Origin of the sequence: Pollutimonas rozaliensis, from assembly GCF_048751585.1 — a bacterium.
Lineage (GTDB): Bacteria > Pseudomonadota > Gammaproteobacteria > Burkholderiales > Burkholderiaceae_B.
This window is the reverse complement of record NZ_JAZHOB010000009.1, coordinates 88350-114991: the sequence shown is the minus strand read 5'-3', so window position 1 is coordinate 114991 and position 26642 is coordinate 88350. Positions and strand designations below refer to the sequence as shown.

At 61.3% G+C, this 26642-nt stretch carries 25 protein-coding genes; 12 read left to right on the top strand and 13 right to left on the bottom strand.

Annotated features, from left to right (window positions below):
- Positions 1–311 precede the first annotated feature (311 nt).
- The gene (locus V0R37_RS17295; protein ID WP_420375703.1) at positions 312–944 is read right to left on the bottom strand and encodes a 5-formyltetrahydrofolate cyclo-ligase; all 633 of its coding nucleotides are present in this window, start codon (positions 942–944) and stop codon (positions 312–314) included.
- Between the two features lie 68 nt (positions 945–1012).
- Between V0R37_RS17295 and V0R37_RS17290 the strand changes: the two genes are divergently transcribed.
- Positions 1013–3136 carry a lytic transglycosylase domain-containing protein gene (locus V0R37_RS17290; protein WP_420375702.1) on the top strand — a complete coding sequence of 708 codons (2124 nt, stop codon included), beginning with the start codon at positions 1013–1015 and terminating at the stop codon, positions 3134–3136.
- The gene (locus tag V0R37_RS17285) at positions 3133–4260 is read left to right on the top strand and encodes a tRNA nucleotidyltransferase/poly(A) polymerase-related protein (RefSeq protein ID WP_420375701.1); all 1128 of its coding nucleotides are present in this window, start codon (positions 3133–3135) and stop codon (positions 4258–4260) included. Before V0R37_RS17290 ends, V0R37_RS17285 begins: the two co-directional genes overlap by 4 nt.
- A gap of 22 nt (positions 4261–4282) precedes the next feature.
- On the opposite strand, the gene V0R37_RS17280 is transcribed toward V0R37_RS17285, so the two are convergent.
- On the bottom strand, positions 4283–5548 hold the full coding sequence (locus tag V0R37_RS17280; protein WP_420375700.1) for a class I SAM-dependent methyltransferase: 1266 nt from the start codon (positions 5546–5548) through the stop codon (positions 4283–4285).
- Positions 5545–5712, bottom strand: a complete 168-nt coding sequence (locus V0R37_RS17275) for a hypothetical protein (protein WP_420375699.1) — start codon at positions 5710–5712, stop codon at positions 5545–5547. Before V0R37_RS17275 ends, V0R37_RS17280 begins: the two co-directional genes overlap by 4 nt.
- Before the next feature lie 121 nt (positions 5713–5833).
- On the opposite strand from V0R37_RS17275, the gene V0R37_RS17270 reads away from it, so the two are divergent.
- Positions 5834–6163 (top strand): DHCW motif cupin fold protein, encoded by a 330-nt coding sequence (locus V0R37_RS17270; RefSeq protein ID WP_420375698.1) that lies wholly within the window; start codon positions 5834–5836, stop codon positions 6161–6163.
- Positions 6164–6255: 92 nt separating this feature from the next.
- Here V0R37_RS17270 and V0R37_RS17265 read toward each other — a convergent pair whose 3' ends face one another.
- From V0R37_RS17265 to V0R37_RS17230, 8 genes are all read right to left on the bottom strand, one after another.
- A complete protein-coding gene (locus tag V0R37_RS17265) occupies positions 6256–7965 on the bottom strand; it encodes a DEAD/DEAH box helicase (RefSeq protein ID WP_420375697.1) in 1710 nt (569 codons plus the stop codon).
- A gap of 291 nt (positions 7966–8256) precedes the next feature.
- Positions 8257–8715, bottom strand: a complete 459-nt coding sequence (locus V0R37_RS17260) for an HIT family protein (RefSeq protein WP_420375871.1) — start codon at positions 8713–8715, stop codon at positions 8257–8259.
- Positions 8715–10202: a polyphosphate:AMP phosphotransferase gene (gene pap / locus V0R37_RS17255; protein WP_420375870.1), complete on the bottom strand. Its 1488-nt coding sequence runs from the start codon at positions 10200–10202 to the stop codon at positions 8715–8717. The genes V0R37_RS17260 and pap overlap by 1 nt, the downstream gene beginning before the upstream one ends.
- Positions 10203–10231: 29 nt before the next feature.
- Positions 10232–11026, bottom strand: a complete 795-nt coding sequence (trpC, locus tag V0R37_RS17250; RefSeq protein ID WP_420375696.1) for an indole-3-glycerol phosphate synthase TrpC — start codon at positions 11024–11026, stop codon at positions 10232–10234.
- A complete protein-coding gene (trpD, locus tag V0R37_RS17245; RefSeq protein ID WP_420375695.1) occupies positions 11023–12054 on the bottom strand; it encodes an anthranilate phosphoribosyltransferase in 1032 nt (343 codons plus the stop codon). The genes trpC and trpD overlap by 4 nt, the downstream gene beginning before the upstream one ends.
- A gap of 29 nt (positions 12055–12083) precedes the next feature.
- Positions 12084–12647, bottom strand: a complete 564-nt coding sequence (locus V0R37_RS17240; protein WP_420375694.1) for an aminodeoxychorismate/anthranilate synthase component II — start codon at positions 12645–12647, stop codon at positions 12084–12086.
- Between the two features lie 32 nt (positions 12648–12679).
- Complete coding sequence (trpE, locus tag V0R37_RS17235) at positions 12680–14200, bottom strand: anthranilate synthase component I (RefSeq protein WP_420375693.1); 1521 nt, start codon at positions 14198–14200, stop codon at positions 12680–12682.
- A 229-nt stretch (positions 14201–14429) separates the two neighbouring features.
- Positions 14430–15101: a phosphoglycolate phosphatase gene (locus V0R37_RS17230; protein ID WP_420375692.1), complete on the bottom strand. Its 672-nt coding sequence runs from the start codon at positions 15099–15101 to the stop codon at positions 14430–14432.
- A gap of 246 nt (positions 15102–15347) precedes the next feature.
- Between V0R37_RS17230 and V0R37_RS17225 the strand changes: the two genes are divergently transcribed.
- Complete coding sequence (locus V0R37_RS17225) at positions 15348–17159, top strand: GGDEF domain-containing protein (RefSeq protein WP_420375691.1); 1812 nt, start codon at positions 15348–15350, stop codon at positions 17157–17159.
- A gap of 74 nt (positions 17160–17233) precedes the next feature.
- Here the strand turns inward: V0R37_RS17225 and rpe are convergent, their stop codons facing one another.
- Entirely contained in the window at positions 17234–17935 is a 702-nt protein-coding gene (gene rpe / locus V0R37_RS17220; protein ID WP_420375690.1) for a ribulose-phosphate 3-epimerase, read from the bottom strand.
- A gap of 118 nt (positions 17936–18053) precedes the next feature.
- Between rpe and apaG the strand changes: the two genes are divergently transcribed.
- The 4 genes from apaG to V0R37_RS17200 all read left to right on the top strand — a co-directional run bounded on the left by apaG (position 18054) and on the right by V0R37_RS17200 (position 21826).
- Positions 18054–18428: a Co2+/Mg2+ efflux protein ApaG gene (gene apaG / locus V0R37_RS17215; RefSeq protein WP_420375689.1), complete on the top strand. Its 375-nt coding sequence runs from the start codon at positions 18054–18056 to the stop codon at positions 18426–18428.
- A 19-nt stretch (positions 18429–18447) separates the two neighbouring features.
- A complete protein-coding gene (mltA, locus tag V0R37_RS17210; RefSeq protein WP_420375688.1) occupies positions 18448–19743 on the top strand; it encodes a murein transglycosylase A in 1296 nt (431 codons plus the stop codon).
- Positions 19740–20909 (top strand): FAD-dependent monooxygenase, encoded by a 1170-nt coding sequence (locus V0R37_RS17205; RefSeq protein ID WP_420375687.1) that lies wholly within the window; start codon positions 19740–19742, stop codon positions 20907–20909. The genes mltA and V0R37_RS17205 overlap by 4 nt, the downstream gene beginning before the upstream one ends.
- Before the next feature lie 74 nt (positions 20910–20983).
- Positions 20984–21826 carry a DsbC family protein gene (locus V0R37_RS17200; protein WP_420375686.1) on the top strand — a complete coding sequence of 281 codons (843 nt, stop codon included), beginning with the start codon at positions 20984–20986 and terminating at the stop codon, positions 21824–21826.
- A gap of 18 nt (positions 21827–21844) precedes the next feature.
- Here the strand turns inward: V0R37_RS17200 and V0R37_RS17195 are convergent, their stop codons facing one another.
- The gene (locus tag V0R37_RS17195) at positions 21845–22840 is read right to left on the bottom strand and encodes an NADPH:quinone reductase (RefSeq protein WP_420375685.1); all 996 of its coding nucleotides are present in this window, start codon (positions 22838–22840) and stop codon (positions 21845–21847) included.
- A gap of 238 nt (positions 22841–23078) precedes the next feature.
- Between V0R37_RS17195 and V0R37_RS17190 the strand changes: the two genes are divergently transcribed.
- From V0R37_RS17190 to V0R37_RS17175, 4 genes are all read left to right on the top strand, one after another.
- Positions 23079–24113 (top strand): Bug family tripartite tricarboxylate transporter substrate binding protein, encoded by a 1035-nt coding sequence (locus V0R37_RS17190; RefSeq protein ID WP_420375684.1) that lies wholly within the window; start codon positions 23079–23081, stop codon positions 24111–24113.
- A 72-nt stretch (positions 24114–24185) separates the two neighbouring features.
- Positions 24186–24995: an SDR family NAD(P)-dependent oxidoreductase gene (locus V0R37_RS17185; RefSeq protein ID WP_420375683.1), complete on the top strand. Its 810-nt coding sequence runs from the start codon at positions 24186–24188 to the stop codon at positions 24993–24995.
- Between the two features lie 41 nt (positions 24996–25036).
- On the top strand, positions 25037–25495 hold the full coding sequence (locus tag V0R37_RS17180; RefSeq protein ID WP_420375682.1) for a Zn-ribbon domain-containing OB-fold protein: 459 nt from the start codon (positions 25037–25039) through the stop codon (positions 25493–25495).
- Positions 25492–26634: a thiolase family protein gene (locus tag V0R37_RS17175; protein ID WP_420375681.1), complete on the top strand. Its 1143-nt coding sequence runs from the start codon at positions 25492–25494 to the stop codon at positions 26632–26634. The genes V0R37_RS17180 and V0R37_RS17175 overlap by 4 nt, the downstream gene beginning before the upstream one ends.
- Positions 26635–26642: the final 8 nt, after the last annotated feature.

Genomic DNA, 26642 nt, shown 5'->3' with positions numbered 1-26642 from the left:
GCGTGGGTGTCTGATCGCGGCAACCTCTCGCGCTTTTGAACGCGGGCGTCCGGGTGGGGCGGGGCGCCGGCACGGCGTGCTTGTTTCCGCGCCTGCCTCGTACAGGCGGGCGGCGGACGAACTCCCTGCGCTTCGCTCCGGTCAGACAGCGTCCGCCGACATCCCCCGCCTTCCCTTCGTCAGCACGCGGCGCCCGCCTACCGCCGGCGCCCCGCCCCACCCGGACGCTCGCTCCGTAAGGGGCTGATGATGGGTCGCTTTTTCTGGCTTGGTTTTGTTTTCGTGGGATTGGCCAGTTTCTTGGAACCGGCTCAGCCCAATACAGGGGCGGGAACGGCCCAGCCTTTGTCGGTCAGGATGGAGTCCAGGCGGACGTCGTGTGGGGCGGGTGTGTGGGCTTCGTTAGACAGGTCGCCGGTGGCCCAGGCGATGCCTATGCTGGTGAAGGCATGGCCTTGCGCTTTCATGGCGGCCAGGGTGCGGTCGTAATAGCCTTTTCCGTAGCCGATGCGATCGCCCTGGCGGGTGTAGCCCAGGGTGGGGACCAGGATCAGGTCGGGTAGCGGGGCGGGCTCGCCCACGGGTTCTTGTATGCCGTAGGCGCCTTCCTGCATGGGCGCGCCGGGCGTCCATAGTTTGAAATGCAACGGAGCGTTGTCAGCGGTGACGACGGGCAGGGATACGCGGTATCCTTCTTCTTCGACCCATTGCTGCAGCAATGGCTGCAATTGGGGCTCATCGCCAGTGGACCAGAAAGCGGCAATATTTTGCGGAGCCGGTCTGCCGGCATCGCGCAGCCGGGTGCGCGCAGTGGCCAGCCAGGTAAACAAGCGGCCCCTGATCAGCAACGCTCCGCGGTTGCGATCGACCGGATTCTGTGCGGCGCGCAACTGTTTTAATCGTGTCCTTAGCGGGACTGCGTTATTCTCTGTGTTGTTATTCATGGGGCGATGTCAAGTGGAATCAAATCACGATGTTAACCAATAGACAACGGTATCAGAAAACCCGGAACATGTCCGGCATGCTGCTCTCGCGCCGCTCGCGCGTCAGTCTTTGGCTTGCGCTTACGGTGGGATTGGTGGGGTGCGCGGGGGCGGAGCGGCCGGCCGATTCGGCAAATGCCGGCGCACCCGCGCAGGTCGGCGCCGATCTGCGTCAGTCTTTAGCGCCGATGGATGCGGCGGGCGCAATACAAGTGGCTGCATTGCCGGGGGCCGTGCCCGCGCCTGCGGCGCAGCCGGACACCATCACGCTGGTGACGCCGCCGCAGTCCCGCCAGGCGGTTGTCCGGGCGCGTGAGGCGATGCAGAAAAAACAGTGGGCCGTGCTTGAAACACTGGTGCCTATTGCCAAGTCCGATCCGGTGCTCGGCACTTACGCCGAGTATTGGCTGCTGCGCCAGAAGCTGCACGACAGCACACAGCCTGTGCCGGACCAGGAAATGCAGCAGTTCATGCAGGCGCACCCCAACGGCTATCTGGCCGATCGGCTGAAGGGCGACTGGCTGGTGGCGGCGACGCGCGCCGGCAATTATGCGCTGGCGGCCCGCCTGGGGCCGGTGGTCAACAGCAACGCACAGGAAACGTGTTCGCTGCTGCTGGCGCAACATATGACCGGCCAGCGTATCAAGGCCGCTCAGGCTATGGATGCCTTCCAGCCCAATCGGGCCTGCTGGACCATGCTGGACGAATTCGAAAACAGCAAGATCGTCGGCTGGAAAGAGCTTGAGCCCTTGTTGCGGGCAACGCTTGAAACCAGCAAGACCGGCAATGCGCAGCGGCTGGCGGCCATTATGTTCGATGCCGCCGAGATGGTGCAGTACGCGGCTCTCATGAAGAATCCCAAGAAGTGGCTGGCTGGCCGCAAGCCGCCCAAATCCCGCAACGATACCGAGCTGGTCACCATCGCCTTGTCGCGCCTGGCCTACGGCTCCGATCGCGAGCAGAACGCCGCCTATGTCGAGCGTGAGTGGTCCAAGGCGCTGCCCAAGTCCAATCTGCAATGGGTCTGGAGCCAGTTCGGATTGGTGGCCGCCCTGAATGTGGAACTGAATGCCGTCGACTGGTACCGCCGTTCGGGCAATGCCCGCTTGACCGATTACAACCACGCCTGGCAGGTGCGCTCCGAGTTGCGCCAAGCGCGCATCGATTGGGAATGGGTGGCCAAGTCGATACGGCGCATGTCGGCGCAGCAGGCGGCCGAACCGGTCTGGATGTATTGGTACGGGCGGGCGCTGCGCGCGCAAGGCAACCAGGAAGCCGCCACGAAGTATTTCCAGTCGATTGCCGGCGAGCTTAATTTCTACGGACAACTGGCCAGCGAAGAGCTGGGCCAGACGCCTTCGATACCGCAGGCGCCCGCAGCGGTCACGACGGGCGAGTTGCTGCTGGCCCGCCAGAATCCGGGCTTGCAACGCGCCATTGCCTTATTCGATCTGGGCTGGCGCCCCGAGGCCGTGCCGGAATGGAACTACGCCCTTCGGGGCATGACCGACCGCCAGTTGCTGGCGGCGGCCGAGCTTGCCCGGCAAGAGCATATCTACGATCGGGTTGTGAACACATCCTTGCAGACCCAGAAGGAAGTCGATTTTTCGCAGCGCTTCATCGCGCCGTTCGAAGGGCGGGTGACAGAGAAGGCGCGCCTGATCAACCTGGACCCTGCCTGGGTCTATGGGCTGATCCGCCAAGAGTCGCGCTTCATTACCGATGCGCGTTCGCGGGTGGGGGCGTCGGGCCTGATGCAATTGATGCCGGCCACAGCGCGCTGGGTCGCCCGCAAGATAGGCATGAAAGACTTCACGCCATCGTCGGTCAACGATTTCGATACCAATACGGTGCTGGGTACGAACTACCTTAGCATGGTGCTGAACGATCTGAACGGATCGCAAGTGCTGGCCACGGCCGGCTACAACGCGGGCCCGCGGCGGCCGGTGCAATGGCGTTCCAAGCTGGCCGGGCCGGTGGAAGGCGCCATTTTCGCGGAGACCATACCGTTCACGGAGACCCGTTTGTACGTCAAGAACGTCATGTCCAATGCAACGTATTACGCCATGATGTTCTCGGGCAAGCCGCAGTCGCTCAAGCAGCGCCTGGGGACCATATCGCCCGCGGCCAATAAAAAGGTCGATCTGCCTTGACGGCGCCGGGCAAGGCCTCCGTCCAGGATCCGGCCACAGCCGGGCTGGACGTGTATATCGTTGGCGGAGCCGTGCGTGATGCCCTGCTGAATCTGCCCGCGGGCGATCGGGATTGGGTGGTGGTGGGCGCCACGCCCGACGAGATGGCCAAGCGCGGATTCCTTCCGGTGGGCGGCGACTTTCCCGTTTTTCTGCATCCGCGCAGCAAAGAAGAGTACGCGCTGGCCCGCACCGAGCGAAAATCGGGCAAGGGCTACAAGGGCTTCACCTTCTATACCGGCACCGACGTCAAGCTGGAAGACGATTTGCAGCGCCGCGACCTGACCATCAACGCCATTGCCCAGGCGCCGGATGGCAGGCTGGTCGATCCCCTGGATGGGCAGTCGGATATCCGGCGCAAGGTTCTGCGCCATGTGGGACAGGCCTTTGCCGAAGACCCCGTGCGCCTGCTCAGGCTGGCGCGGTTTGCCGCCCGCTTCCATGATTTTTCCATTGCGCCGGAAACCCTGGCGCTGGCTCGCAGGCTGGTGGACGATGGCGAAGTGGATGCGCTGGTGCCCGAACGCGTGTGGCGCGAGGTCGCCAAGGGGCTGATGAGCGATCATCCCGGACGCCTGTTCCAGGTGCTTGAGTCGGCGGGCGCCTTATCCCGCGTTTTGCGGGGCCTGTTGTTCGAAGACAAGAAGACGAGCGCCGAATTGGCCTGCGCGGCTGACAAGGGCCTGGACTTGGCCGCGCGCTTTGCGCTGGCATGCCGGCTGTCCGACGATCCCGCAAGCATAGGCCGACAGGTGCGTGCGCCCAGCGAATGCCAGGACTATGCCAGGCTGCTGCCGGTCGTGCTGGCCACCGTCGAACATGAGGGCAAGGAGGCAAACCGGCAGGCCCGATGGCTGGAACTTATGGAGCGCTGCGATGCCTTGCGCAAACCCGATCGCTTCCTTGCTCTGCTTGCGGCCGCGTCTTGTGCGGCCAAGGTGGATCAGCAGGCCTGGCGCGCACGCATGGCCGCCGTCCGCGCCGTCGATGCGGGGGCCATAGCCAGGACGCTGCAGGGCCAGCCGGCGCGCATCAAGCAGGCTGTGCATGAGGCTCGCCTGGCCGCCCTGCGGGATGCCCCCTGAACCTTTCCTGGCGCGCCACAGGCTATAAGCGGTCGCGGCGGTCGCCGCGCATGAACCCGATCAAAGCCTGGTCCAGCCCGCGTCCGATAGCCAGCACTTTGAATAGTTCGCCCATTTCCGCTTCCGATATCAGCTTCTGGGCGGCTGACATGTTGCTTACGCGGGATGCCGTTGCCTTGGCATCGTCGGCGTCGGTTTGCTGCGCCATGCCGCCTGACGCGGCCAGAGCTTCTCCCAGTCCGGCATTCATCAGGAAGCGTGCCTGCGAGGTGTAGCCCAGCACGTCCAGGCCGCCTTCCAACGCGGCGTCCGCCATGGCGGTGAAGTCGACGTGCGCGGTGATGTCCTGCAGTCCCGCATAAATCAGGGGCTGACTGTGCGCATGATGGCGGAAGTGGCACATGAGCGTGCCCTCTTTGCGCTGCGGATGGTAGTACTCGCGCTGTGGGAAACCGTAGTCGATCAGCAAAGCGGCGCCGCGCCGCAACCACAGGCCCATCTGGGCGACCCAGGCTTCGGCCCGCAAGTTGATTTCGGATTGGTAGCCGGGCAAGGGCGGCATGCGCTGAGTCATGGCTTGCCGCAATGCCGAAGGGGCTGGCCTTTCCACCCATTTGAAGGGTGCCGCGGCGGCCGCTGCGCTTTCCTGCGCATCAGCCGTGGCCTTGTCCCGCGCCGTATCCGCGCCGGCCAGGCTTACGCCGATCTCCATCAGTGTGCCGTTCTCATCCCAGCGAAAAAGCGTGACGGGCATGGCGTCCAGCACTTCGTTGGCCAGCACGCAACCCGAAAACGTTTCCGGCAGGGCCGATAGCCATTTCACTTTGGCATTCAGGGGCGCCAGCCTTGCCTGCTGGCGCGCCCGCAGGTCGGCGGATACTTCCAGTATCTGGTACTCAGGTTCTATCCCCAGCCGCCGCAAGGCGGGGATGATGGTTGCGGCCAAGGCGCCCGAACCGGCCCCGAACTCCAGCAGGGTAGCCGAGCCGCAAGCTTGCAGCACTTGCGCGGCTTGATTGGCCAGGACGTGGCCGAACAGAGGCGTAAGCTCGGGCGCGGTGGCGAAGTCGCCGATGGGCAGATCTCCCCCGAATTTGACGCTGCCGGCCGCATAGTAGCCAAGCCCCGGCGCATAGAGCGCCAGATCCATCCATTGCTCGAACGGCAGAAAGCCGGAGTCCGTGGCAAGAATCCGCTGGATCAGATGTTTTTCTACCGCCAGCCGGTGCTGTTCGGAAGCAGCGTCCAGCGCGGGCAGTCCGGCTGGCACGATGGAAGCAGTATTCATTGGCGTTTCTTTTTGCCCAAGGCATATAGCGCGTGGCACATGGCGGCCAGGAAAGCCGCCAGCAATGCCGCCATGCCGGCAACCAGGTAGTTGTCGAAGACGATCCATAAGGGTATGGACAACAGGAAAGCCAGCAGGAGGGGCTTACGGACGAGTTGTTTCATTTCGCTATTGTAGCGAGGCCGGAATAGGGGGGCGGCATGACGGCCCGCATCGGCCTCAAGCTAGAATAACCGCTTATGCGGCACTCACCTTTCGGCAAATCACCCGGAGTCGATACCTCGAATGCAACTACAGCACATCCCGTTTGGAACCACTGACTGGTCGACAGTGGAAAAAACCGAACACAAGGGCGACACAGGCACCGCCTACTGGCAGACACGCATGTTCGGTGAAGTCCGGGTACGGATGGTGGAGTATTCGACCGGCTATCTTGCCGACCACTGGTGCTCCAAAGGCCACATATTGCTTTGCCTTGAAGGCCAGTTGCACACCGAGCTGGCCGACGGCCGAACGTTCGTGCTGACTCCGGGAATGAGCTATCAGGTGGCGGACGGCGCAGAGGCTCATCGCTCCAGCACCGTGCACGGAGCCAAGCTGTTCATCGTCGATTAGTCGCGGCAACACCCCCAGGAACAAACAAGCCCCGCCATAATGCGCGGGGCTTGTTTGTTGCCGTGCCGGCCTAGGCCGGCGCTGCTGGCTGCTTAGCCGGCGAAATCGCCGCGCCGAGCCGCGCTTTTGCCACGCGTCGAGGTAGGCTTGCCGGCAAAACCGGGGCGAGCCGTGGGACGTGCGGCGGGCTTGCCGGTACCCTTGTGCGAAAACTCGGGACGGGCGCTGCGAGCCGGACGGTCGCTGAAGGCAGGGCGGTCAGCGGCGGCGCGATCGCCGAATGCCGGACGTTCGCTGCGTGCGGGACGGTCTCCGAAAGCGGGCTTCTCGCTGCGGCCTTTGTAGCCGCCGCTGCGTTCTTCGCCGCCAAAGCTCTTGCGGCTGTCGTTGCCGCGGTCATAGGAAGGACGGCCTTCGTAGGCGGGACGGTCGCCGCTGCGTGCGGGACGGCCTTCGTACGCCGGCTTGTCGCCGAAGCGTGGCTTGCCTTCGTAGGCGGGTTTGTCGCCGAAGCGCGGTTTGCCTTCATAGGCCGGCTTGTCGCCATAAGCGCGATCAGCACCGGGCTTGCGGCCGTAGCCGGGTTTGCCGCCGCCGAAACCGCCGCGAGAGGCAAAGCTCTTGCCGCCGGGCTTGCGATCGGTGTAGGTGGGGCGCACCGTTTTCTTGGGCTCCAGGCCTTCAATGACTTCAGCCGGGATGGGCTGGCCGATGAAATGTTCGATGCGGCGCACTTTATGGCGCTCGGAGTGGACGGCCAAGGTAAAGGCCAGGCCGCTGCGGCCGGCACGGCCGGTACGGCCAATGCGGTGCACGTAGTCTTCGGCTTGCATGGGCAAGTCGTAGTTGACGGCATGGCTGATGCCCTGCACGTCGATGCCGCGCGCGGCGACGTCGGTGGCGACCAGAATGCGCAATTGGCCTTTTTGCAGCATGCCCAGAGTGCGGGTGCGCTGACGCTGATTCATGTCGCCATGCAGGGCGGCGGCGGCAAAGCCCTGGTCGGCCAGGCGGTCGGCCAGATCGTCGGCGCCGCGCTTGGTGGATGTAAAGACAATGGCCTGGTCCATATTGGCGTCGCGCAACAGGTGGTCCAGCAAGCGCATCTTGTGGCCGTTGTCGTCGGCGTACAGCAGGCTTTGCGTAATATTGCTGTGCTTTTCCTTCTGGCCGGAGATCTCGATTTTTTGCGGGTCGCGCATCATCTTGGCGGCCAGGCGGGCGATCGTGCCGTCCAGGGTTGCCGAGAACAGCAGGGTCTGGCGGTCGTTCGGGGTGCTGCCCACGATGGTTTCGATGTCTTCGATGAAGCCCATGTCCAGCATGCGGTCGGCTTCGTCCAGCACCAGGGTGTGGACGGTGGAAAGATTGACGCGCTTGGCTTGCAGGTGATCGATCAGGCGGCCGGGTGTGGCGACCAGCACGTCGACACGGCGCGAAAGCGCCTTCAGTTGGGCGCCGTAGGGCATGCCGCCGACAACCACGGCGATGCGCAGGTCTTTGATATGCGCGCCGTATTGCTTGGTGGCATCGGCCACTTGCATGGCCAGCTCACGTGTGGGGGTCAGGACCAGCACTTGCACGCCGCTGCCTTTGTTGGGCGGCATGTTCGAGATGCGGTTCAGGGCGGGAAGCATGAAGGCGGCGGTCTTGCCGCTGCCCGTCTGCGACGAGACCATCAGGTCGTGGCCTGCCAAAGCTTTGGGAATGGCTGCGGCCTGGACGGAAGTGGGCTCGGTGAAGCCCGCTTTCAGAACGGCGGACAACAGGGTAGGCGCGAGACCTAAAGTATCGAAAGACATGAGTATCCTTTGCCGAAGAAACGGCATACACATAGCGCTAGGCAGGGGAAGTTAGCCCGTTGCGCTGGTTGATTGGAGCATCGTGCCGACCGAATCAACCTAAAGTGCAGCGTTTGTCTTGAAAGACGCGGCGAAAGGCTCGGGGGTCAGGGAGCGATGGCGTTCGACATGGGTGCTGAAAGCTCAGTCAACTGCTATGCGACAGCTTGTGCTGTATGAAAATGTCGACGCTTGGAAAATGCAGTGCCAGAATTATATACGGATTAACGATCTAGGGTAAGCCCTAGGTTGCTAATATGCAACGAAGTGGGCAAAAGCCTTTCGGAGCGCGCCATGGTACTGGGGCAGGCGGGCCTGGACAAGGGCACTGCGGTTCTGCCAGGCGGCAAGCTGCTCGGGGGAACGTCTGGGCGCCGGCGCCCAGACGGCTTCTGGGAAGTGGCTGTCGCCCGCCCAGCGCGGAATGACATGCCAGTGAAGATGCGGCACCATATTGCCGAATTGGGCCAGATTGATCTTGTCCGGCTGCAGGACATCGCGCTGCGCCTGTTCGACCCGCCAGACCGCTTCCATGAGCGTTTGCCGGGCGGGAGCCGGCAACTGGGTCATTTCGGCGATGTGCTCTTGCCAGATTACCCGTGTATAGCCGGGATGCAAGGGGTCATCGACCGCGACGACGCGAACAAGCGCGTTGCTCCAGATTTCGTCGCCGCCCGTGCTCAGGCATAAAGGACAGTCGCCGGCGTTCATCATGGTTTTTTCTTCCCCTTCGAGGCCTTTTCCAGTGTATTGACTATGCGTTCAAGTACCGCGATGCGCGCGTGGCGCTTGTCGTTGGCCGACACCAGGTGCCATGGGCAATCGCGGGTGCTGGTTTGTTCGAACATGTCGTTGGCTGCCTGGACGTAGGCATCCCACTTCTTGCGGTTGCGCCAATCTTCCGGCGTGATCTTGAACGACTTGAACGGCGATTCCTCGCGTTCGTGGAAACGCTTCAATTGCTCGTCTTTGGTGATCGCCAGCCAGAACTTCAGGACCAGCGCACCGCTGTCCTGCAATTGCGATTCGAACTGATTGATTTCTTGATAGGCGGGCTGCCATTGAGCGGCGCTTGCATATTTTTCCACGCGTTCGACCAGCACGCGGCCATACCAGGATCTATCGAAAATGGCGATGTTTCCATGCGGGGGCAGGTCGCGCCAGAATCGCCACAAATAGGGGTGCGCCAGTTCTTCGTCGGTCGGGGCGGAAATCGGAATGGCGCGGAACTGGCGGGCATCCAGGGCATGGGTAATGCGGCGTATGGTCCCGCCCTTGCCGGCCGCGTCCTGGCCTTCGAACACGAGCACCACGGGCGTGTCCTGCAATTTGCCGTGCTGTGTCAGACGGGCCAGGCGGCTTTGCCAATGGGCCAGTTGTTCGTCGTATTCGTCATCCGTCAGCTTTGCCGTGTAGTCCAGTGTTTGCAGCGAGGGGGGGCGGGGGGTGGCGGCAATCAGGCTGGTGTCCAGGATGGGAACTGAAGGAAGCCGGTTTGTTTCCCGCAAGGCGGCCAAGACGGCCTGCCCGGTGCTGATGGCGCGCATGTCCGGATCGGCGGCGGGTATTACCCGCCAAGGAGCATGTTCGCCGTGAGTCAGCGATATCGCCAGCGCAGCGGCGTTGCGCAGGCGCTCGAACTTCTTTCCGGCCTTGATGTCTTCGGGCCGCACCTGCCATGCCGTGTCGGGATCCGACAGCAGCTCGGCGGTTCGCTTCTTTTGCGCCTGCTGCGACAGGTGATACCACAGCTTGACTATCTGTACGCCGTTGCTGGCCAGCGTGCTTTCGAACTCGCGCGTTGCGTGCGCCAGCGATTGGATTTTCTCCTGATCGGGATTTTTCCGGGCCGCCTCGGCCAGCAGGGGTCCATACCAGGAACCGAACACGATGCCGGTGTTGCCTTTGGCCGGCAGATTGCGCCAGTAGCGCCATAGAAAAGGATGGGATTGCTCTTGCCGCGTGGGTTCGCCGAAGGCCAGGGTGCGGATATGGCGCGCATCCATCCATTCGTTCAGCAGGCTGATCGAGGCGCCTTTGCCCACGCCGTCGATGCCGGCGATAACGATCAGCAAAGACCGCCGCGCCTGCGACAGGCGGGCATACTGCGCCTTGAGCAAGGCGGTGCGCAGGCGGGCTTCGGCGGCCTCGGCTTTTTCGCCGGCAAAGGCCGGGTCTGATTCGGCTACCGAAAACAGGGTGTCCATGCGCGGCCTGTGTCGGGACGTCAGGCGTTGAAGAACAGGTCGTGCAGCGCGGCGCCCGGTTCGGGCGCGCGCATGAACGCTTCGCCCACCAGGAAGGCCTGGACCTGGTGATCGCGCATTTGCTTGACGTCCTGCGGCGTGAGGATGCCGCTTTCGGTGACGACGCGCTTGCCTTCGGGAATGGCGGGCAGCAGGTCCAGCGTGGTCTGCAGCGAGGTTTCAAAACTGCGCAGATTGCGGTTGTTGATGCCGATCAGCGGTGTATTCAGTTCAAGGGCTATGTCCAGCTCGGCCCGATCGTGGACTTCGACCAGGACATCCATGCCCAGTTCCGTGGCGATGCCTTCGAATTCGCGTAGTTGCTGCGGCGACAGGGCGGCAACGATCAACAGGATGCAGTCGGCGCCCAGCGCCCGGGCGTGAACGATCTGATAGGGGTCGATCATGAAATCTTTGCGCAGCACGGGAAGGCTGCATGCCGCCCGGGCCTGGCGCAGATAGTCGTAAGAACCCTGGAAGAACTTCACATCGGTCAGCACGGACAGGCAGGCGGCGCCGTGGGCCGCATACGAGGAGGCGATTTCGACGGGATTGAAGTTCTCGCGGATCACGCCCTTCGAAGGCGAGGCCTTCTTGATTTCGGCAATGACGGCAGGTTTCCCCTGGGCGATCTTTTCTTCCAGGGCGCGGGCGAAGCCGCGCAGGTCCTTGCGGCTCTTGGCTTCGCGCAGCATGTCCGATTCGCTGCGCATTTGCCGGGCCGTGGCGACTTCCGCCTTTTTTGTTTCAAGGATTTTGGCAAGAATATCGTTCATGCTTTCAGCGTCCGTGTATAGGTGCAGAATTCATCCAGTTTGGCCCGGGCGGCACCGCTGGCCAGCGCATCGAAAGCCATTTTCAGGCCTTCTTCGATGGAGTCGGCTTTGTTGCCCGCGTAGATGGCCAAGCCGGCGTTAAGTCCTACGATATCACGAGCGGGTCCGCTGGCGTTATCGAGCGCGCTAAGAACCATTTGAGCCGATTCGTCGCGGTTGCCGACCTTGATGGAGCGATTCGAAACCATGGTCATGCCATAGTCTTCGGGATGGATTTCGTACTCGCGGATCTTGCCGTCCTTCAGTTCTCCGACCAGGGTGGCGGCGCCCAGCGAGGCCTCATCCATGCCGTCCTTGCCGTGAACGATAAGCACGTGGTTGGAGCCCAGCAACTGCAGGACACGCACCTGAATGCCCACCAGGTCGGCATGAAACACCCCCATCAGTTGATTGGCGGCGTTGGCGGGGTTGGTCAGGGGGCCCAGTATATTGAATAGGGTGCGCACACCCAATTCCTTGCGCACCGCCGCAACATTCTTCATGGCGCCATGGTGGGCGGGGGCAAACATGAAACCTATACCCGTGCGTTCTATGCTTTCGGACACCTGATCGGGACTGAGCGCGATATTGGCGCCCAGCGCTTCCAGCACGTCGGCGCTGCCCGATGACGACGATGCGCTGCGACCGCCATGCTTGGCGATCTTCACGCCTTGCGAGGCGGCAACGAACATGGACGCGGTGGAAATATTGAAGGTGTTCGAACCATCGCCGCCGGTGCCGCACATGTCCAGAAGCTCTTGGGGGTTGGATGTCTTTACCGGCAGGGCGAATTCGCGCATCACCTGGGCCGCGGCGGTGATTTCGCCCACGGTTTCCTTCTTGACCCGCAGGCCCATGAGCAGCGCGCTGGCTATCTGGGGCGTCATTTCGCCGCGCATCAGCATGCGCATCAGGTGCAGCATTTCGTCGTGGAATATCTCGCGGTGTTCAATGCAGCGCGACAGCGCTTCGTTAGGTGTGATCGTCATGTTTTTATTCCATTAAAGGCATGAAGCCGTCAGAGTTCCAGAAAGTTCTTCAACAAGGCGTGGCCATGTTCGCTGAGTACGGACTCGGGATGAAACTGTACGCCATACAAAGGCAGGGACTTATGGCGCACACCCATGATTTCCCCGTCATCGGTCTGGGCGGTGATGTCCAGGCAGTCGGGCAGGGTGTCGCGCTTGATGGCCAGGGAATGGTAGCGCGTCACTGCGTACGGTGAAGGCAGTCCCTTGAACACATCGGTGCCCGTGTGGGTAATAGCCGATACCTTGCCGTGCATGATCTGCCGAGCCCGCACGATGTCGCCGCCGAAGGCGGCGCCTATGGCCTGGTGCCCAAGGCATACGCCCAGTATGGGCAGTTTGCCCGCAAAGTGCTGGATCAGCTCGATGGATATGCCGGCTTCGGCCGGTGAGCAGGGGCCTGGCGATACGCAAATGCGGTCGGGCTTCATGGCCGCGATGTCGGCTACGGTGGTCTGGTCGTTGCGCAGCACGCGAACGTCTTCACCCAGCTCGCCGAAATACTGGACCAGGTTATAGGTAAACGAATCGTAATTATCAAGCATCAATAACATGTGCTTCTCCTAGGGGTTCGATGCTTTGGGCGTTAAATGGGTTCGTCCAGGCCGTACTGCACCTGCTCGGCGGCGCGCAGCACGGCGCGCGCCTTGGCTTCGGTTTCCTGCCATTCCTTTTCGGGATCGGAGTCGGCCACGATGCCGGCGGCCGCCTGGACATACAGCATGCCGTCTTTGACGATGCCGGTGCGTATGGCAATGGCCACGTCCATTTCGCCGCCATAGCTAAGGTAGCCGGCGGCGCCGCCGTAGATGCCGCGGCGCACGGGTTCGAGCTCGTCGATGATTTCCATTGCGCGCACTTTGGGGGCGCCGGTCAGTGTGCCTGCCGGGAAGGCGGCGCGCAGCACATCCATATTGCTCATGTTCTCGTGCAGTTCGCCGGTCACATTGGAGACCAGGTGCATGACATGTGAATAGCGCTCTATGGTCATGGTGTCGGTTACTTTTACCGAACCGGTCTTGGCAACGCGGCCCACGTCGTTGCGGGCCAGGTCGATAAGCATGACGTGTTCGGCGCGCTCCTTGGGATCGGCGATCAGCTCGTCGGCCAGGCGGGCGTCTTCTTCCGGAGTGGCGCCGCGTTTGCGGGTGCCGGCCAGCGGCCGTATCGTCACCAGGGTCTTGTGGCGATCGGCTTCGCTGGCGATCTCCTGGCGGACCAGTATTTCCGGCGAAGAGCCCACGACCTGGAAGTTGTCGAAATTCCAGTAGTACATGTAGGGGGAGGGGTTCAGCGAGCGCAGGGAACGATACAGCGACAGCGGCGAGTCGCGGAAAGGCTTGGCAATGACCTGCCCTATCTGCACTTGCATCAGGTCGCCCGCGGCAATGTATTCCTTGGCTTTCAGGACCGCGTCGATATAGTCCTTTTTGTCGAAATCGCGCCTGCTTTCCGTTTGCATGCTGGCGTAGGCGTACGGAATGACCACGGGCGTGCGCAGCTTTTCGCGCAGTTCCTTCAGTTTGCGCCGGGCCAGTGCAAATGCTTCAGCCTGGTTCGGGTCGGCATAGACGACCAGGTAGGTGCGTCCCGCCAGGTTGTCCACGATGACCAGCTCATCGACCTGTAAAAGCATGATGTCGGGCGTGCCGCCGTCTTGGCCGGCCGGGAAGGGCTTTACGGCCGGACCGAGGCGGGGTTCGATATGGCGCACGGTATCGTAGCCGAAGTAGCCGGCCAGGCCGCCCGCAAAGCGTGGCATGCCGGGGCGTATGGCTACTTTGAAGCGCTGTTGATAAGCCTCGATGAAGCTCAAGGGGTCGCCTTCGTGGCGCTCAACCACTTTGCCCTGGTGCAGTACCTCGGTCGTGGCGCCGCTGGAACGGATGACGGTCTTGGCAGGCAGGCCAATGAAGGAATACCGCCCGAAGCGCTCTCCGCCCACCACCGATTCCAGCAGGCAGCTGTTACGCCCCCCTTCGGGACCGCTATGCGCCAGCTTCAGGTAAATGGCCAGGGGCGTGTCCAGGTCGGCATAGGTTTCCGCAATCAGGGGAATGCGGTTGTAGCCTTGGGCCGCCAGGGCGTTGAATTCGATCTCTGTCATAGTGGTCTCTGTGTGATGTTTGCATACAGGCCGGGACAGAATCAAAAAAACCCGGCCATTTTGTGGTTCCGGGTTGCGCTTTTCTGGTAATGCTGACGGCACGGAAAGACAAGGTCTTTGGCGCCGGGAGTGGATTACCGCTACCCAGAACACAAACGCCACCAGCGCCAGTAGGCGCGGGGCGTGGTGTGGTAATAAAGGGCAGCGGTCATGGAGATTCTTATTCGTTTCAGTTCCGGGCGGCCCATTCGGCTGCGTCGGCTATGGACGTAACTATATCATCGACTTCAAGACTTCGCACGTCCATTCCTTCGTTATAGCCGTAGGGTACGGCCAGCACCGGTATTTGCGCGGCCCGCGCGGCCAGCGCATCGTTGACGGAATCTCCGATGGCCAAGGCGTCTTGCGGGCGGACATCCAGCAGGTCGCAGGCATGCAGCAGCGGCATGGGATGGGGCTTTTTTCGTTCGCAGGTATCGCCGCACACCACATGGTCGATATAGCGGTCTATGCCGAAACGGGCAATCAGCGGGAGGGTGAACTCGGTGGGCTTGTTGGTGACGATGGCCATTTTCATGCCCGCGCGGCTGAAGGCCTGTAGTCCTTCGAGGGTGCCCGGATACAGGGTTGATTTCAGGCCGTTGTGGCTATGGTAGTGGCGCTCGAAAATCTTCAGGCCCTGCCGAAGCTCTTCTTCAGAGGGCTGCCGGCCCGTGTCGTTGTTGGACAGCGCACGCATGACCAGGTTTTCGGTGCCTTTGCCCACATAGGTGGCAATTGTTTCTTGCGCGAGGGCCGGCAAGCCCAGTTCCAGCCGCATGGCGTTGGCGGCATTGGACAGATCGGGAACGGTATCGAGCAAAGTGCCATCGAGGTCCAGCAGAACGGCGGAAAAAGGCATGTGGATTCCTGAAAGAAGGTGCTTGCCACATTGTAGATGGCTGACTGCGGCCATGGGCTTCATGCAGGGCGGGCGGTGGCGGATCGCCGACACTTGCCTGTAATATGCGGATGCTAGATTGCCCCGGCCGGCTCGTATTGTTGTGGTGTCGGAGTTTTTATATGGGTTGATTCGACGCAAATGGACGCGGTATCGAGGCGCAGTGGAGTGCACGGCAGGGGCAATAGGTCGACGCATGGCGAGAATATGAAAATGCTGGCGAGCTTTCGCAAGGTTTTGCAAGAGGTGGCTTTGACACCCTTGTATCAGCCTATCGTCGACTTGCAATCCGGGGAAATTCTGGGGTACGAGGGCCTGATACGCGGCCCGTCCGATTCCCCCTTGCATGTGCCCACCACCTTGTTCAACGTGGCGCGCCTGTGCGGCGAAACGGTGGAGCTCGAGCGTTTGTGCCGGAAGGTCCATATCGAAAAATTTGTCCAGATGGGCTTGTCCGGCAAGCTTTTTCTGAACATGAGCCCCGACGTCCTGCTGATGCCGGCGATCGAGTCGGGCGCGTCGTTGCTCACGCCGGCCTTGGCCGGAATAGCTCCTGAAAACATCGTGATCGAGCTGACCGAGTCCGATTCCACATCCAATTATCCCCGGCTCAGGGAAGCCGCATCGGACTATCGGGGCTTTGGCCTGCAGATTGCCATCGATGATCTGGGCGAGGGGTTTTCCAGCCTGCGCCTATGGTCGGAGCTGCGACCTGAATACGTCAAGATAGACAAGTATTTTGTGCAGGGCATCGACAAGGACGCGGTCAAGCGCCAATTTGTGCGATCCATTTCCGAGATTGCCCAGCAATCGAAGTCCAGCGTCATTGCCGAAGGCATCGAAACCGAAGCGGAGCTGCATGCGGTACGCAGCCTGGGCATCCAATACGGCCAGGGCTACCTGCTTGCCAGGCCGGCCATGCCTCCGGTTTCGGTGCTGCCGCCCGAAACACTGCGGCTGTTCGGCAAGGGCGCCCATCCCAAGCGACCCCCCATGAATGAAGCCTATAGAAGCGTGGCAACCGTTCGCAAGATCTTGCGGGCTGTGCCCGCGGTCGCGGATTCCACCGCCACCAACGATGTCTACGATATTTTCCAGAAGCAGGCCGATCTGAATGTGCTCGCGGTGCTGCGCGATGGCGTCCCCATAGGCCTTATACAGCGCCTGCGCATGCTCGACCGGTTGGCTCGGCCTTATCACCGCGAATTGTACGGAACCAAGCCCTGCGCCCAATTCATCGAGAATGCGCCGCTTATCGTCGATCACAAGACCAGCTTGCAGGACCTGGGCAACCTGATCACCGAAGCCGATCCGCATCATCTATCGGATGGTTTCATCATTACCGAGGGCGGCCAGTTTATCGGGGTGGGTACGGGTTTCGATCTGATACGCGAGATTACCCAGATGCAGATCCATGCGGCGCGCTACGCCAATCCGCTGACGCAATTGCCCGGCAATGTGCCCATCAACGAGCATATCGAAACCCTGCTGCTCAATGAAGAGCCCTTTGCCGTCTGTTACGGCGATCTGGATCATTTCAAGCCCTTCAATGATTTATACAGCTACCGTAAGGGCGACGAGGTCATACAGATCACCGCCAAGCTGTTGCGCGAGCATGCCGATCCGGCTCTGGATTTTGTAGGCCATATCGGCGGCGACGATTTCATCGTGGTGTTCAAAAGCACGGATTGGCGCGAACGCTGCGGAAAGCTGCTGGATCAATTCGCTTCCGCGACCTCTCATTTGTACAAGTCCGAGCATCTGGCTGCCGGCGGATACGTGACGGAGAATCGGCAGGGCGCCGAGGTTTTCCACCCGCTGGTCAGTTTTTCGATGGGTGTGGTGCAGGTGGATACGGCCTTGCCTTATTCCAGCTATCAGATCGCCGAGTTCGCCGCCCAGGCCAAGTCGGAAGCCAAGAAGATATCCGGCAATTCCTTGTTCGTCGAGCAGCGCTCACTGCTGCGGGCCGCCTACGACATCGTTGCACAAGCCGCGCCCAACGATGACTCCGCTTGAATTGACGGCCACGTCCGTCCCTGAGGGCGGCTTGATGCCCAGATTGCCTATGGAAAGGGCAGCGCTGGGGTGGATCAGGCCGACAGCGATTCGCCCTTGAGGATTTCGCCGCGCAATGCGTCGATGACGGTTTTGTAGTCGGGCTGGCTGAATATGGCCGAGCCGGCAACGAAGGTGTCGGCGCCGGCCGCGCGTATGGCCGCGATATTGTCGACCTTCACCCCGCCATCGACTTCCAGCGCAATGGGCTGGCCACCGGCGTTCATCCATGCATCGATCTTGCGCCGCGCCTGGGTCAGCTTGGCCAGCGTGCCGGGAATGAAGCGCTGGCCGCCGAAGCCGGGATTGACGGACATGAGCAGGACGACATCCAGCTTGTCCATGACGTAGTCCATCCAGTCCAGTGAGGTGGCCGGGTTGAAGACCAGCCCCGCCCGGCAGCCATGCTCCTTGATCAGGGAAAGGCTGCGGTCCACGTGGCGCGAGGCTTCCGGGTGAAAAGTAATAATATTGGCACCTGCCTGGGCGAATTGCGGGATAATGGCGTCGACCGGCTCGACCATAAGATGTACATCTATCGGAGCATCGGTATGCGGCCGCAGGGCTTCGCACACCATGGGCCCGATGGTCAGGTTGGGCACGTAATGGTTGTCCATGACATCGAAATGAATCCAGTCGGCGCCGGCGGCGACAACGTTTTTTACTTCTTCTCCCAAACGGGCAAAGTCAGCGGCCAGCAGGCTGGGGGCGATACGGGTGGGCTGGGTAGTTGTCATGGTCGTGAGTTTCAAGGTGCAAAGTGGGCAAGAACCAAAGCTGCGAATATGTCATTATTGCAGGTAAGTGCTGACTTTCCTTTTAAATACAGCGGAATCATTTAATTTGGAACTGGACATGAAACCCTATGACATCGCGGTGACCGTCACGCCCCAATACCTGCCGGAACAATCCGAGCCCAACGAACAGCAGTTCGTGTTTGCCTATACCGTGCGCATTACCAATAATGGCCAGCACGCCGCTCAAGTGATCAGCCGCCATTGGATCATTACCGATGGCAAGCAGCATACACAGGAAGTTCGTGGTTTGGGGGTGGTGGGGCAGCAGCCTTTGCTGGGGCCGGGTGAGTCGTTCGAATACACCAGCGGCTGTCCTTTGCCCACGCCGGTGGGCACCATGCGCGGCGCGTACCATTGCGTCGGCGAAAACGGCGTTCCCTTCGAGGTTCCCATCCAGGAGTTCGTTCTGGCCATGCCTCGTACCTTGCATTGAACCCACGCTACCCAACTTTATGAAACGAATCCTGCTTTCTTCATGCCTGCTGGCCTTGCTGGCAGCATGCAGCACCGTCCCCTTGACCCCTGCTCCCGGTACGGGTGCTGAAGCTCCATCGGGACAGACCGTCAATATTGCCGAGCAGCCGTTGCGCGTGCCGGCGCTGGGGTCCATGCGGGACACTCCCGCCCGGGCGCTGGCGGGAAAATTCCGGCAGGTGTCCTGGGCATCCTTGCCGGGGTGGGAGGACGACGACCTGGCGCATGTCTGGAAAGCCTTCGTCAATAACTGCAAGGGCCTGATGCGGCCGGTCTCAGGCTCGCTGGCCATGCAGGCGCGCGCCACGCCGCGCGCCTGGCAGCCTGTTTGCGCGGCGGCGGTTCAATCGGGGCTTGCCGCCGGCAATCCCGGCGTTCCCGCCTTGCGGCAGTTTCTGCAAGCTCATTTACAGCCCTGGCAATTGCTGGATGCGTCCGGCAAGACGGCCCGCAGCACGGTTACCGGCTACTACGAACCCCTTGTGCATGCCTCGCGCACACGCGAAGGGGAATACCAGTGGCCCTTGTATGCGGCGCCCACCGACTTGCTTACCATCGACCTGGGCACGGTCTACCCCGAACTGGCCGGCAAACGGGTGCGCGGCAAACTGGTGGGGAAACGGGTGGTGCCCTATGATACCCGTGCCGAAATCGCCGCATCCGAATCGCGGCAGCCGCCCGCCATCGTCTGGGCCAGTGACCCGGTCGAGGCCTTCTTCCTGCAGATACAGGGCTCGGGACGGGCGCAGCTTCCAGACGGCTCCGTGGTCCGTCTGGCCTACGCCGACCATAATGGAAGGCCTTATGTGTCCATAGGCCAATGGCTGGCCAAGAAAGGCGAACTGCCCCTGGCCAAGGCGTCCATGCAAAACATCAAGGCCTGGGCCCGGAACAACCCTTCGCGCGTCCAGGAAATGCTTAACGCCAATCCCGCCATGGTGTTTTTTAACGAAGAGGCGGTGGTCGATCCCGAGCTGGGTCCGAAAGGCGCCTATGGCATCCCGCTGATTGGCCAGCGCTCGGTTGCGGTCGACACCACCTTTGTGCCGCTGGGCAGCCCCGTGTTCCTGTCCACGACGTATCCGGCGTCCAGCCAGCCCTTGCGGCGGCTGGTGTTTGCCCAAGATACCGGCGCGGCCATCAAAGGCGCGGGACGCACCGATTTTTATTGGGGTTTCGGCGACGAGGCCGGCGCCATGGCGGGCCGCATGAAACAGCAGGGCGAAACGTGGCTGCTATGGCCTAAACAGGCGGGGGCTCCCTCGGCGCGATGAACAAGGAATCCGTTCTGGTATGCGGCACCGGCATTGCCGGGCTTTCCGCCGCGCTGGGTTTGGCCAAGGCAGGCATCGATGTGACCCTGTTGGGCCCGCGCACGGCGGCCCAGGCTCAGGCATCCGATCTTTACTGCCCGCGGGTGTATGCCATATCGGCATCCAGCCAGGCTTTCCTGTCCGGACTGGGCGTGTGGGGCATGATGGATCCGGGCCGGATCACGGCAGTGGAGGCCATGGAGGTCTATGGCGACGGCAGCGGCGTATTGCACTTGAATGCCTGGCAGACGGCGCAGGACGCCTTGGCCTGGATCGTCGAGTCCAGCGAGATGGAGCGTGTGCTGCAGCAGGCGGTGCAGGTATTCGGCGTTGCCTGGCATGCCGAGAAATTCCAGCGGCTGGATTCGGGAGTAGTGCTGACCGACAGCGGCCGCAAACTCCAGCCCGGCTTGCTGGTGGGGGCCGATGGCGCGCGCTCTCCGGTGCGCGAGGCGGCGGGCATCAGTCAAACTGCTCGTGCTTATGGCGACATGGGCCTGGTGGTTCACCTGAATGCCGAATTGCCGCATCAGAATGCGGCCCTGCAATGGTTCACCGGCGACAGTATCCTGGCCTTGCTGCCTCTGCCCGCAACCTCTGATGGGCATCAGGTTTCCATGGTGTGGTCCATGCCAGAGACCCTGGCCAAAGAACTCATGGCGCTGCCCGAAGCCGACCGCAATGCCAGGCTCGAATCCAGGCTGTCCATGGCCAGCGGCGGGCGGCTGGGCCGTTTGACCGTGCGCAGTCCGCTGTTCGGCTTCCCGCTTTATCTGGAAAAAAGCGGCATGGTGGCGCCCGGCGTCGCGCTGGTCGGCGACGCCGCGCACAGGGTGCATCCCTTGGCCGGGCAGGGTCTGAACCTGGGCTTGGCCGATGTCGAGGACCTGTTGCGTATACTGGCCGCCAGGGAAGACTACCGCGCCCCTGGCGATATGCGTGTATTGCATCGCTATCGGCGCGCGCGCGCCGAGGCCGTACTGGCCATGAGTGCGGCGACGGATGGCCTGCATCGTCTTTTTTCCGCCCAGGGGGCTCCGGTGGCATGGGCCCGTAATTTCGGCATGAGTTGTACCGACCGCCTGCCCTTCATCAAGCAGTTGCTGATCGGCGCGGCTGGCAGGTAGTTTGGCTGGATTTGAGTCCGTCGCTTGCGCGCGGCATGCTTTAAGAGTTATTGAAGAATCAATCGGGAGTTTTTATGTATTTGCGTTCCATGGGCTTGTTGGCCATTGCCGCCACAACCTGTTTGTCCTTGATGGGTAGTCCGGCAATGGCTCAGTCCCGTGTCCTGTCCACGCAAGGCAACGAGCGGGCCGCCCCCGCCAATGTGCTGTCCACCGAAGGCAACGAAGGCGCGGCGCCGGCGCGGGTGATATCCACGAAAGACCTTGCCACGCCCGAAGCGGTGCGCAAATCGTTCGAAGAGCGCTTTCCGGGAATCGATATCGTGGCGGTCAAGCACACGCGCTTCCCCGGGCTGTACGAGGTGCAGGTCGGCATGGATTTGCTGTATACGGACGCCAATGTCGATTACCTGATGCAGGGCTCCCTGATCGACGCCAAGTCGCGCACCGACCTTACCGCCGAACGCCTGGAGGAACTGTCCAAGGTGTCGTTCTCGTCCTTGCCGCTGGAACTGGCCGTCAAACAGGTCAAGGGCGACGGATCGCGGCAGATCGCCGTGTTCGAAGATCCCAACTGCGGATACTGCAAGCGCTTGCACCAGACGCTGAAGGATGTCGACAACATCACTGTATATACCTTCCTGTTCCCCATCCTGTCGCCGGATTCCACGGTGAAGGCCCGCAACATCTGGTGCGCCAAGGACCAGGCGGCCGCCTGGCGCAATTGGATGCTGGACGGCAAGGTGCCGGCCGAGGCCAACTGCGAGACTCCGGTCAAGACCGTGCTGGCGCTGGGCAGAAAGCTGATGGTGCAGGGCACGCCTGCCATTATCTTCGCCGACGGCAGCAGGGTGAACGGCGCCTTGCCGCTGGATGCCCTGAAGCAGAAGTTGGATAGCGTCAAAACGGCAAAATGATTCGGCAAGAAGCCGTCATCATTCAATAGTGATGATGGCTTTCCCTCCCGCTGTTCCCGCTTCCACGGCCAGATGCGCGTCGATAATCTGGTCCAGGGTAAACCGCCGGCCGATATTGTGCTTGAGCTTGTGTTCTTTTAATGCGCGTGTAATGGCGTCGACAGCCTTTGCATGGTCCTGCTGCGTCGTCGAATAGACCAGTACGCAACGTATGGTGGCGTTCAGGGCGAGCAGCTCATGGAAGGGTAGCGCCGGTGCCGGATCCCGATCAGAGGCGTATGCGGCGATGACACCATTGCGCTTGAGCACCCTTGCGCTTGTCGCCAGGTTTGCTCCAAGCGCGACTTCGATGATGCGGTCTACGCCTCGTCCGTCTTGCTCGCCCGTGAATTCCGCGATGCGAGAGCAGATATCGTCGGTCTCACGAAAAACAATCAGATCCGCCCCCGCCATTTCGGCGATACGGGCTTGTTCCTGGGTTCGTACCGTGCTTATCACCTTGGCCCCTTCGAGCTTGGCGAACTGAATGGCGTAGAAACCCACCGCGCCCGCGCCGCCGGTTACAAGAATGACCTTGCCGCGTACCGGTCCGTCGGCGCTTACGCAATAGTGCGCCGTGATCGCTGGAACGCCCAGGCATGCTCCTTCCTCATAACTTGTGGTGTCGGGAAGAGGCACTGCGTTCGCGGACGGGACCGACGTATATTGCGCCGCGCAGCCGAAAGGGCGTCCAAGCTGGGCTTCGTACAGCCATACGCGCTCTCCAACCCGTCCGGGGTCTACCGCTTTGCCGACCGCCTCGATGATGCCCGCTCCATCCTGATGCGGAATGACCGTCTTGAACGCAGCGTTCCGCGACCGCTTTCCCGCTCTGGCTTTGGTGTCGGAAGGGTTGACTCCGGTCGCGTGCAGGCGCACCAGCACCTCGCCATCGCCGGGAACGGGCTTGGGCATGTCCCGCACTATCAGGACATCTTGCGCATTTCCACGTTCATCGTAACAAGCTGCTTTCATTTTCCGCTCCTGGGTTATTGGACTGGCGACAAGCCGGCTTCATGTGTTTTACAGGCAAGCTTGGATTCGGGAAATAAATACCATGATACCAAGGGTTATCCCGTATTACTCAGTTGGGTAAGCCCTCTTAAAATTACGTTAGATGGAAGTTAATTCCATTTAATGGAAAAAATAATATCACAGCCCGCAGTTTGTGCGCGATATCCCTAATGAATCAACCAAAAAAACGAGGAGCATTATGAACACGGTATTTAAGAAGCAACCGCCTTATTGTGCGGGCACGGGCCTTATTCCGGCCTCCATATCCCGATATAGGTTGGCCGCCGCTGCCATGGCCTTGGCGTTTTCCTTGTTTCCGCTTGGCCAGGCCGCAGCCGATACCTATCCCAGCAAGGCTGTAACCTTGGTCGCGCCGTTTGCAGCGGGCGGTTCCACCGACATGCTGGCGCGCGTGATCGCCAAGTCGCTTGCAAAAGAACTGAATCAATCTGTCGTGGTCGAGAACCGTGGCGGGGCGGGGGGGACGATAGGAGCGGCAACGGTTGCCAAGGCGAAAGCCGATGGCTACACCCTGCTGTTGACCAACGTAACGCTCACTTCCGCGGACGCCCTGTACAAAGGCTTGCCCTACGATTTCCAGCGCGATTTCGATCATGTCTCGATGCTGGCGCAGGTGCCTTGTGTCCTGCTCATCAACAAAGACTTGCCGGTAAAGGACGTCAAGGAATTTCTGGCCTACCTGAAGGCCAATCCAGGCAAGCTGAACTATGGTTCATCAGGCGTGGGAGCGGCATTGCATCTGGCCACCCAGTCCTTTCTATCCGCCGCAAATGCGGAAGCCCTGCACATACCCTACAAAGGCACGGGTCCGATGATGGTCGATCTCATGGCGGGAAATGTCCAGTTCGCTATTGATACCTCGGGCTCGGCGTCGGCACAGATCAGGGCCGATAAGGTGCGTGGTATTGCGGTGACGACGAAAGAAAGAGACCCGTCCTATCCGGACCTGCCCAGCCTGGCGGAAGTGGGCATACCTTTCGACATGTCCATCTGGTACGGGATAGCCACACCCGCGGGTTTGCCCAAGGAAGTGGAGCAGACCCTCTATAAAGCCTTGGTAAACACAGTCAATAGCGAAGAGGTCCGCCAGGCATACAAGTCCATGGGCGCGCAAGCGGATACCACGGGGGGCGAAGCTTTTGCCAAGAAAGTGGGCGATGACAAGATCCGCTGGACGAAGATTATCCAGGACGCGGGCATTGAACCAAGTTGATCGGCCAAGGGCACGGCCGCAGGGCCGCGCCCTCCCGGCATAGGCTATTTTTGAATGGGCAGGGTAATAACGATGCACAAGGTTTTGCAGGACAAGGTTGCCATTGTGGTGGGTGCGGGGCAGGCTCCGGGAGCCACGGTGGGCAATGGCCGCGCCACCGCAATCGTCTTTGCGCGTGAGGGAGCGAAAGTGGTGGTGGTGGACCGGGACCGGGAATCGGCCCTGGAAACAGTCCGCATGATCGAAGCCGAGGGCGGAGCGGCCATTCCGTGTGCCGCCGACGTTGCCAGCGAGCAGACATTGGTCGAAATGGTCGAAACCGCGCGCAAGGCATATGGACGCATCGACATTCTTCATAACAATGTCGGCATTGCCGGTGCGGGAGGCGATGCGCCCATTGAGCAGATAAGCGAAGAGGCATTCGACCGGCTGTACGCGGTCAACCTGCGCGGCATGGCCATGACCTGCAAGCATGTGCTTGCGGTCATGCGCGAACAGGAATCCGGGTCGATCATCAATGTGGCTTCGTCAGCCGTCTCGGCCATATATCCAAATGTGGCCTATAAGGCCACCAAAATGGGCGTCCTGGGCCTGACGCAGCATATCGCCGTGGAATACGCGGCACGGGGAATCCGGGCCAACGCGATACTGCCAGGCTTGATCGATACGCCAATGGCCATAGAAACGCGGGTCGCGCTGACGGGGCGGCCGCGGGACCAGATCGTTGCCCAGCGCAATGCGCAAGTGCCGCTACGCGGCCGCATGGGGACGTCGTGGGATGTGGCGAACGCAGCATTATTCCTGGCATCCGACCTGTCGGCATTCATCACCGGAGTAAATCTGCCAGTGGACGGCGGCGCATTGGCGCGGGTCGGGCCCTGATTATCGAACCATACATCGATTGAACAAGTGGAGTATCAACTATGAACGTGGCAGATATTGCCTTGGTGACATCGGGAGCGGGCTTTGCCGGCGATGCGCTTCCGATCGAGGACCTGAAGAACAGTGATGGGCCTTCCTTTGTGTTGCAGGATGGTGTTGTCTATTTACGCGGCAGCCGAAGCACTTCGTCGGGAAGCATGGCATTCCCCGAAAGGCAAGTTTGCCTGAAGACCGGTGCGCGCGATATGGCGCCGTTCCTGTTTGGGCCAGATGGCGTCCTCTATTCATATACCACCGTACATGTTTCGTCGTCCCGTGAAGTGCCTTACATGCTGGGATATGTGGACTTTCCCAACGGAATCCGGGTCTTGGCTCATGTGCGGGAAGCGGACGCCAATGTCTTGGCCGCTTGCGACCAAGCAGTGCAGCTAAGAGCCGAAGGGGACACCTGGTATGTCGTTCCTGTCGCTAAGAAACCTGGATCCGGAGAGCAACAATGAGTCAAGCATATATTATGGGCGCCGCAATGATACCCATGGGAAAACACCGCGACTCCAGCTACTCCGGTTTGGCTGTTCCGGCGGTGCTGAATGCGCTGTCTTCCGCAGGGATCGATTCCAAAGCCATCGATGCCGTGGTGTGCGGACACGCTTTTGGCGGCATGTTGACCGGACAGCGTATTGTCAAGGAGCTTGGGATAGGTTCCATTCCCGTCACCAATGTGGACAACGCATGCTCGGGGGGCGCGACGGCGCTGCATATGGCCTGGAAGGATATTCTGGCCGGCAGGCACGATATCGTACTGGTCATCGGGGTGGACAAGCTCACGCAGTTTGGGGGCGGTACCTTGCCCTTGGTGGTTGAAGACCCGGAGGTGCGGCAGGGCATAGTCATGCCGGCGGTATACGCCATGCGCGCCCGCCGTTATCTGCACGAGCGGGATGCGACGGTGGATGATCTGGCCCGCGTAAGCGTCAAGGCCCGTCATCATGGCGCGCGCAACCCGTATGCGCAATTCCGAAGCGAAGTCACCATAGAGCAAGTCCTGCAGTCGCGCGCCATCTGCGATCCGCTCACGCTGCTCCAGTGTTGCCCGACGGGCGATGGCGCCGCTTGCGTGGTGCTGGTTTCCGAGAAGGCGCGGCGAAAAATGGCAGGTCCGGCCGTGCGCATAGCGGCATCCGTGCTGCATTCGGGACAGGTCACGGCGGGTTTCCGCAATATGCTGGATCCCGAAATCAGTTCCGACTCGGCATCCGATGCCTATGAGGCAGCGGGCTTCGGCCCCAAGGATCTTGATGTGGTCGAATTGCATGATGCGTTCTCTATAGCCGAATTGGTGTACTACGAGGCCTTGGGCTTGTGTCCCGCGGGCGAGTCGGCCGACTATCTGCGTGCGGGTAAGACGACGTATGGAGGCGATGTAGTTGTGAATCCCAGCGGCGGGCTTTTATCCAAGGGGCATCCGGTCGGCGCCAGCGGTGTGGCACAGGCCGTCGAGATGTACTGGCAATTGACCGGGCAGGCGGGAGCGCGGCAAGTCGAAGGGGCGCGGCGCGGCCTCAGCCACGTCACTGGCGGGGGTATTGCCGGACTCGATCATGGGGCTTGCACCGTTCATTTGTACGAAGCAGCGTAAGGGATTCA

What these genes read in the sequence shown, in the direction of transcription:
- rpe (WP_420375690.1), bottom strand. Translation starts at nt 17,935, where the DNA reads ATGACAACTACCCAGCCCACCCGTATCGCCCCCAGCCTGCTGGCCGCT.
- V0R37_RS17270 (WP_420375698.1), top strand. Translation starts at nt 5,834, where the DNA reads ATGCAACTACAGCACATCCCGTTTGGAACCACTGACTGGTCGACAGTG.
- V0R37_RS17200 (WP_420375686.1), top strand. Translation starts at nt 20,984, where the DNA reads ATGTATTTGCGTTCCATGGGCTTGTTGGCCATTGCCGCCACAACCTGT.
- V0R37_RS17225 (WP_420375691.1), top strand. Translation starts at nt 15,348, where the DNA reads ATGAAAATGCTGGCGAGCTTTCGCAAGGTTTTGCAAGAGGTGGCTTTG.
- apaG (WP_420375689.1), top strand. Translation starts at nt 18,054, where the DNA reads ATGAAACCCTATGACATCGCGGTGACCGTCACGCCCCAATACCTGCCG.
- V0R37_RS17175 (WP_420375681.1), top strand. Translation starts at nt 25,492, where the DNA reads ATGAGTCAAGCATATATTATGGGCGCCGCAATGATACCCATGGGAAAA.
- V0R37_RS17180 (WP_420375682.1), top strand. Translation starts at nt 25,037, where the DNA reads ATGAACGTGGCAGATATTGCCTTGGTGACATCGGGAGCGGGCTTTGCC.
- V0R37_RS17260 (WP_420375871.1), bottom strand. Translation starts at nt 8,715, where the DNA reads ATGAACGCCGGCGACTGTCCTTTATGCCTGAGCACGGGCGGCGACGAA.
- V0R37_RS17240 (WP_420375694.1), bottom strand. Translation starts at nt 12,647, where the DNA reads ATGTTATTGATGCTTGATAATTACGATTCGTTTACCTATAACCTGGTC.
- V0R37_RS17280 (WP_420375700.1), bottom strand. Translation starts at nt 5,548, where the DNA reads ATGAATACTGCTTCCATCGTGCCAGCCGGACTGCCCGCGCTGGACGCT.
- V0R37_RS17265 (WP_420375697.1), bottom strand. Translation starts at nt 7,965, where the DNA reads ATGTCTTTCGATACTTTAGGTCTCGCGCCTACCCTGTTGTCCGCCGTT.
- mltA (WP_420375688.1), top strand. Translation starts at nt 18,448, where the DNA reads ATGAAACGAATCCTGCTTTCTTCATGCCTGCTGGCCTTGCTGGCAGCA.
- trpD (WP_420375695.1), bottom strand. Translation starts at nt 12,054, where the DNA reads ATGACGATCACACCTAACGAAGCGCTGTCGCGCTGCATTGAACACCGC.
- trpC (WP_420375696.1), bottom strand. Translation starts at nt 11,026, where the DNA reads ATGAACGATATTCTTGCCAAAATCCTTGAAACAAAAAAGGCGGAAGTC.
- trpE (WP_420375693.1), bottom strand. Translation starts at nt 14,200, where the DNA reads ATGACAGAGATCGAATTCAACGCCCTGGCGGCCCAAGGCTACAACCGC.
- V0R37_RS17190 (WP_420375684.1), top strand. Translation starts at nt 23,079, where the DNA reads ATGAACACGGTATTTAAGAAGCAACCGCCTTATTGTGCGGGCACGGGC.
- V0R37_RS17185 (WP_420375683.1), top strand. Translation starts at nt 24,186, where the DNA reads ATGCACAAGGTTTTGCAGGACAAGGTTGCCATTGTGGTGGGTGCGGGG.
- V0R37_RS17275 (WP_420375699.1), bottom strand. Translation starts at nt 5,712, where the DNA reads ATGAAACAACTCGTCCGTAAGCCCCTCCTGCTGGCTTTCCTGTTGTCC.
- V0R37_RS17230 (WP_420375692.1), bottom strand. Translation starts at nt 15,101, where the DNA reads ATGCCTTTTTCCGCCGTTCTGCTGGACCTCGATGGCACTTTGCTCGAT.
- V0R37_RS17195 (WP_420375685.1), bottom strand. Translation starts at nt 22,840, where the DNA reads ATGAAAGCAGCTTGTTACGATGAACGTGGAAATGCGCAAGATGTCCTG.
- V0R37_RS17205 (WP_420375687.1), top strand. Translation starts at nt 19,740, where the DNA reads ATGAACAAGGAATCCGTTCTGGTATGCGGCACCGGCATTGCCGGGCTT.
- V0R37_RS17295 (WP_420375703.1), bottom strand. Translation starts at nt 944, where the DNA reads ATGAATAACAACACAGAGAATAACGCAGTCCCGCTAAGGACACGATTA.
- V0R37_RS17290 (WP_420375702.1), top strand. Translation starts at nt 1,013, where the DNA reads ATGTCCGGCATGCTGCTCTCGCGCCGCTCGCGCGTCAGTCTTTGGCTT.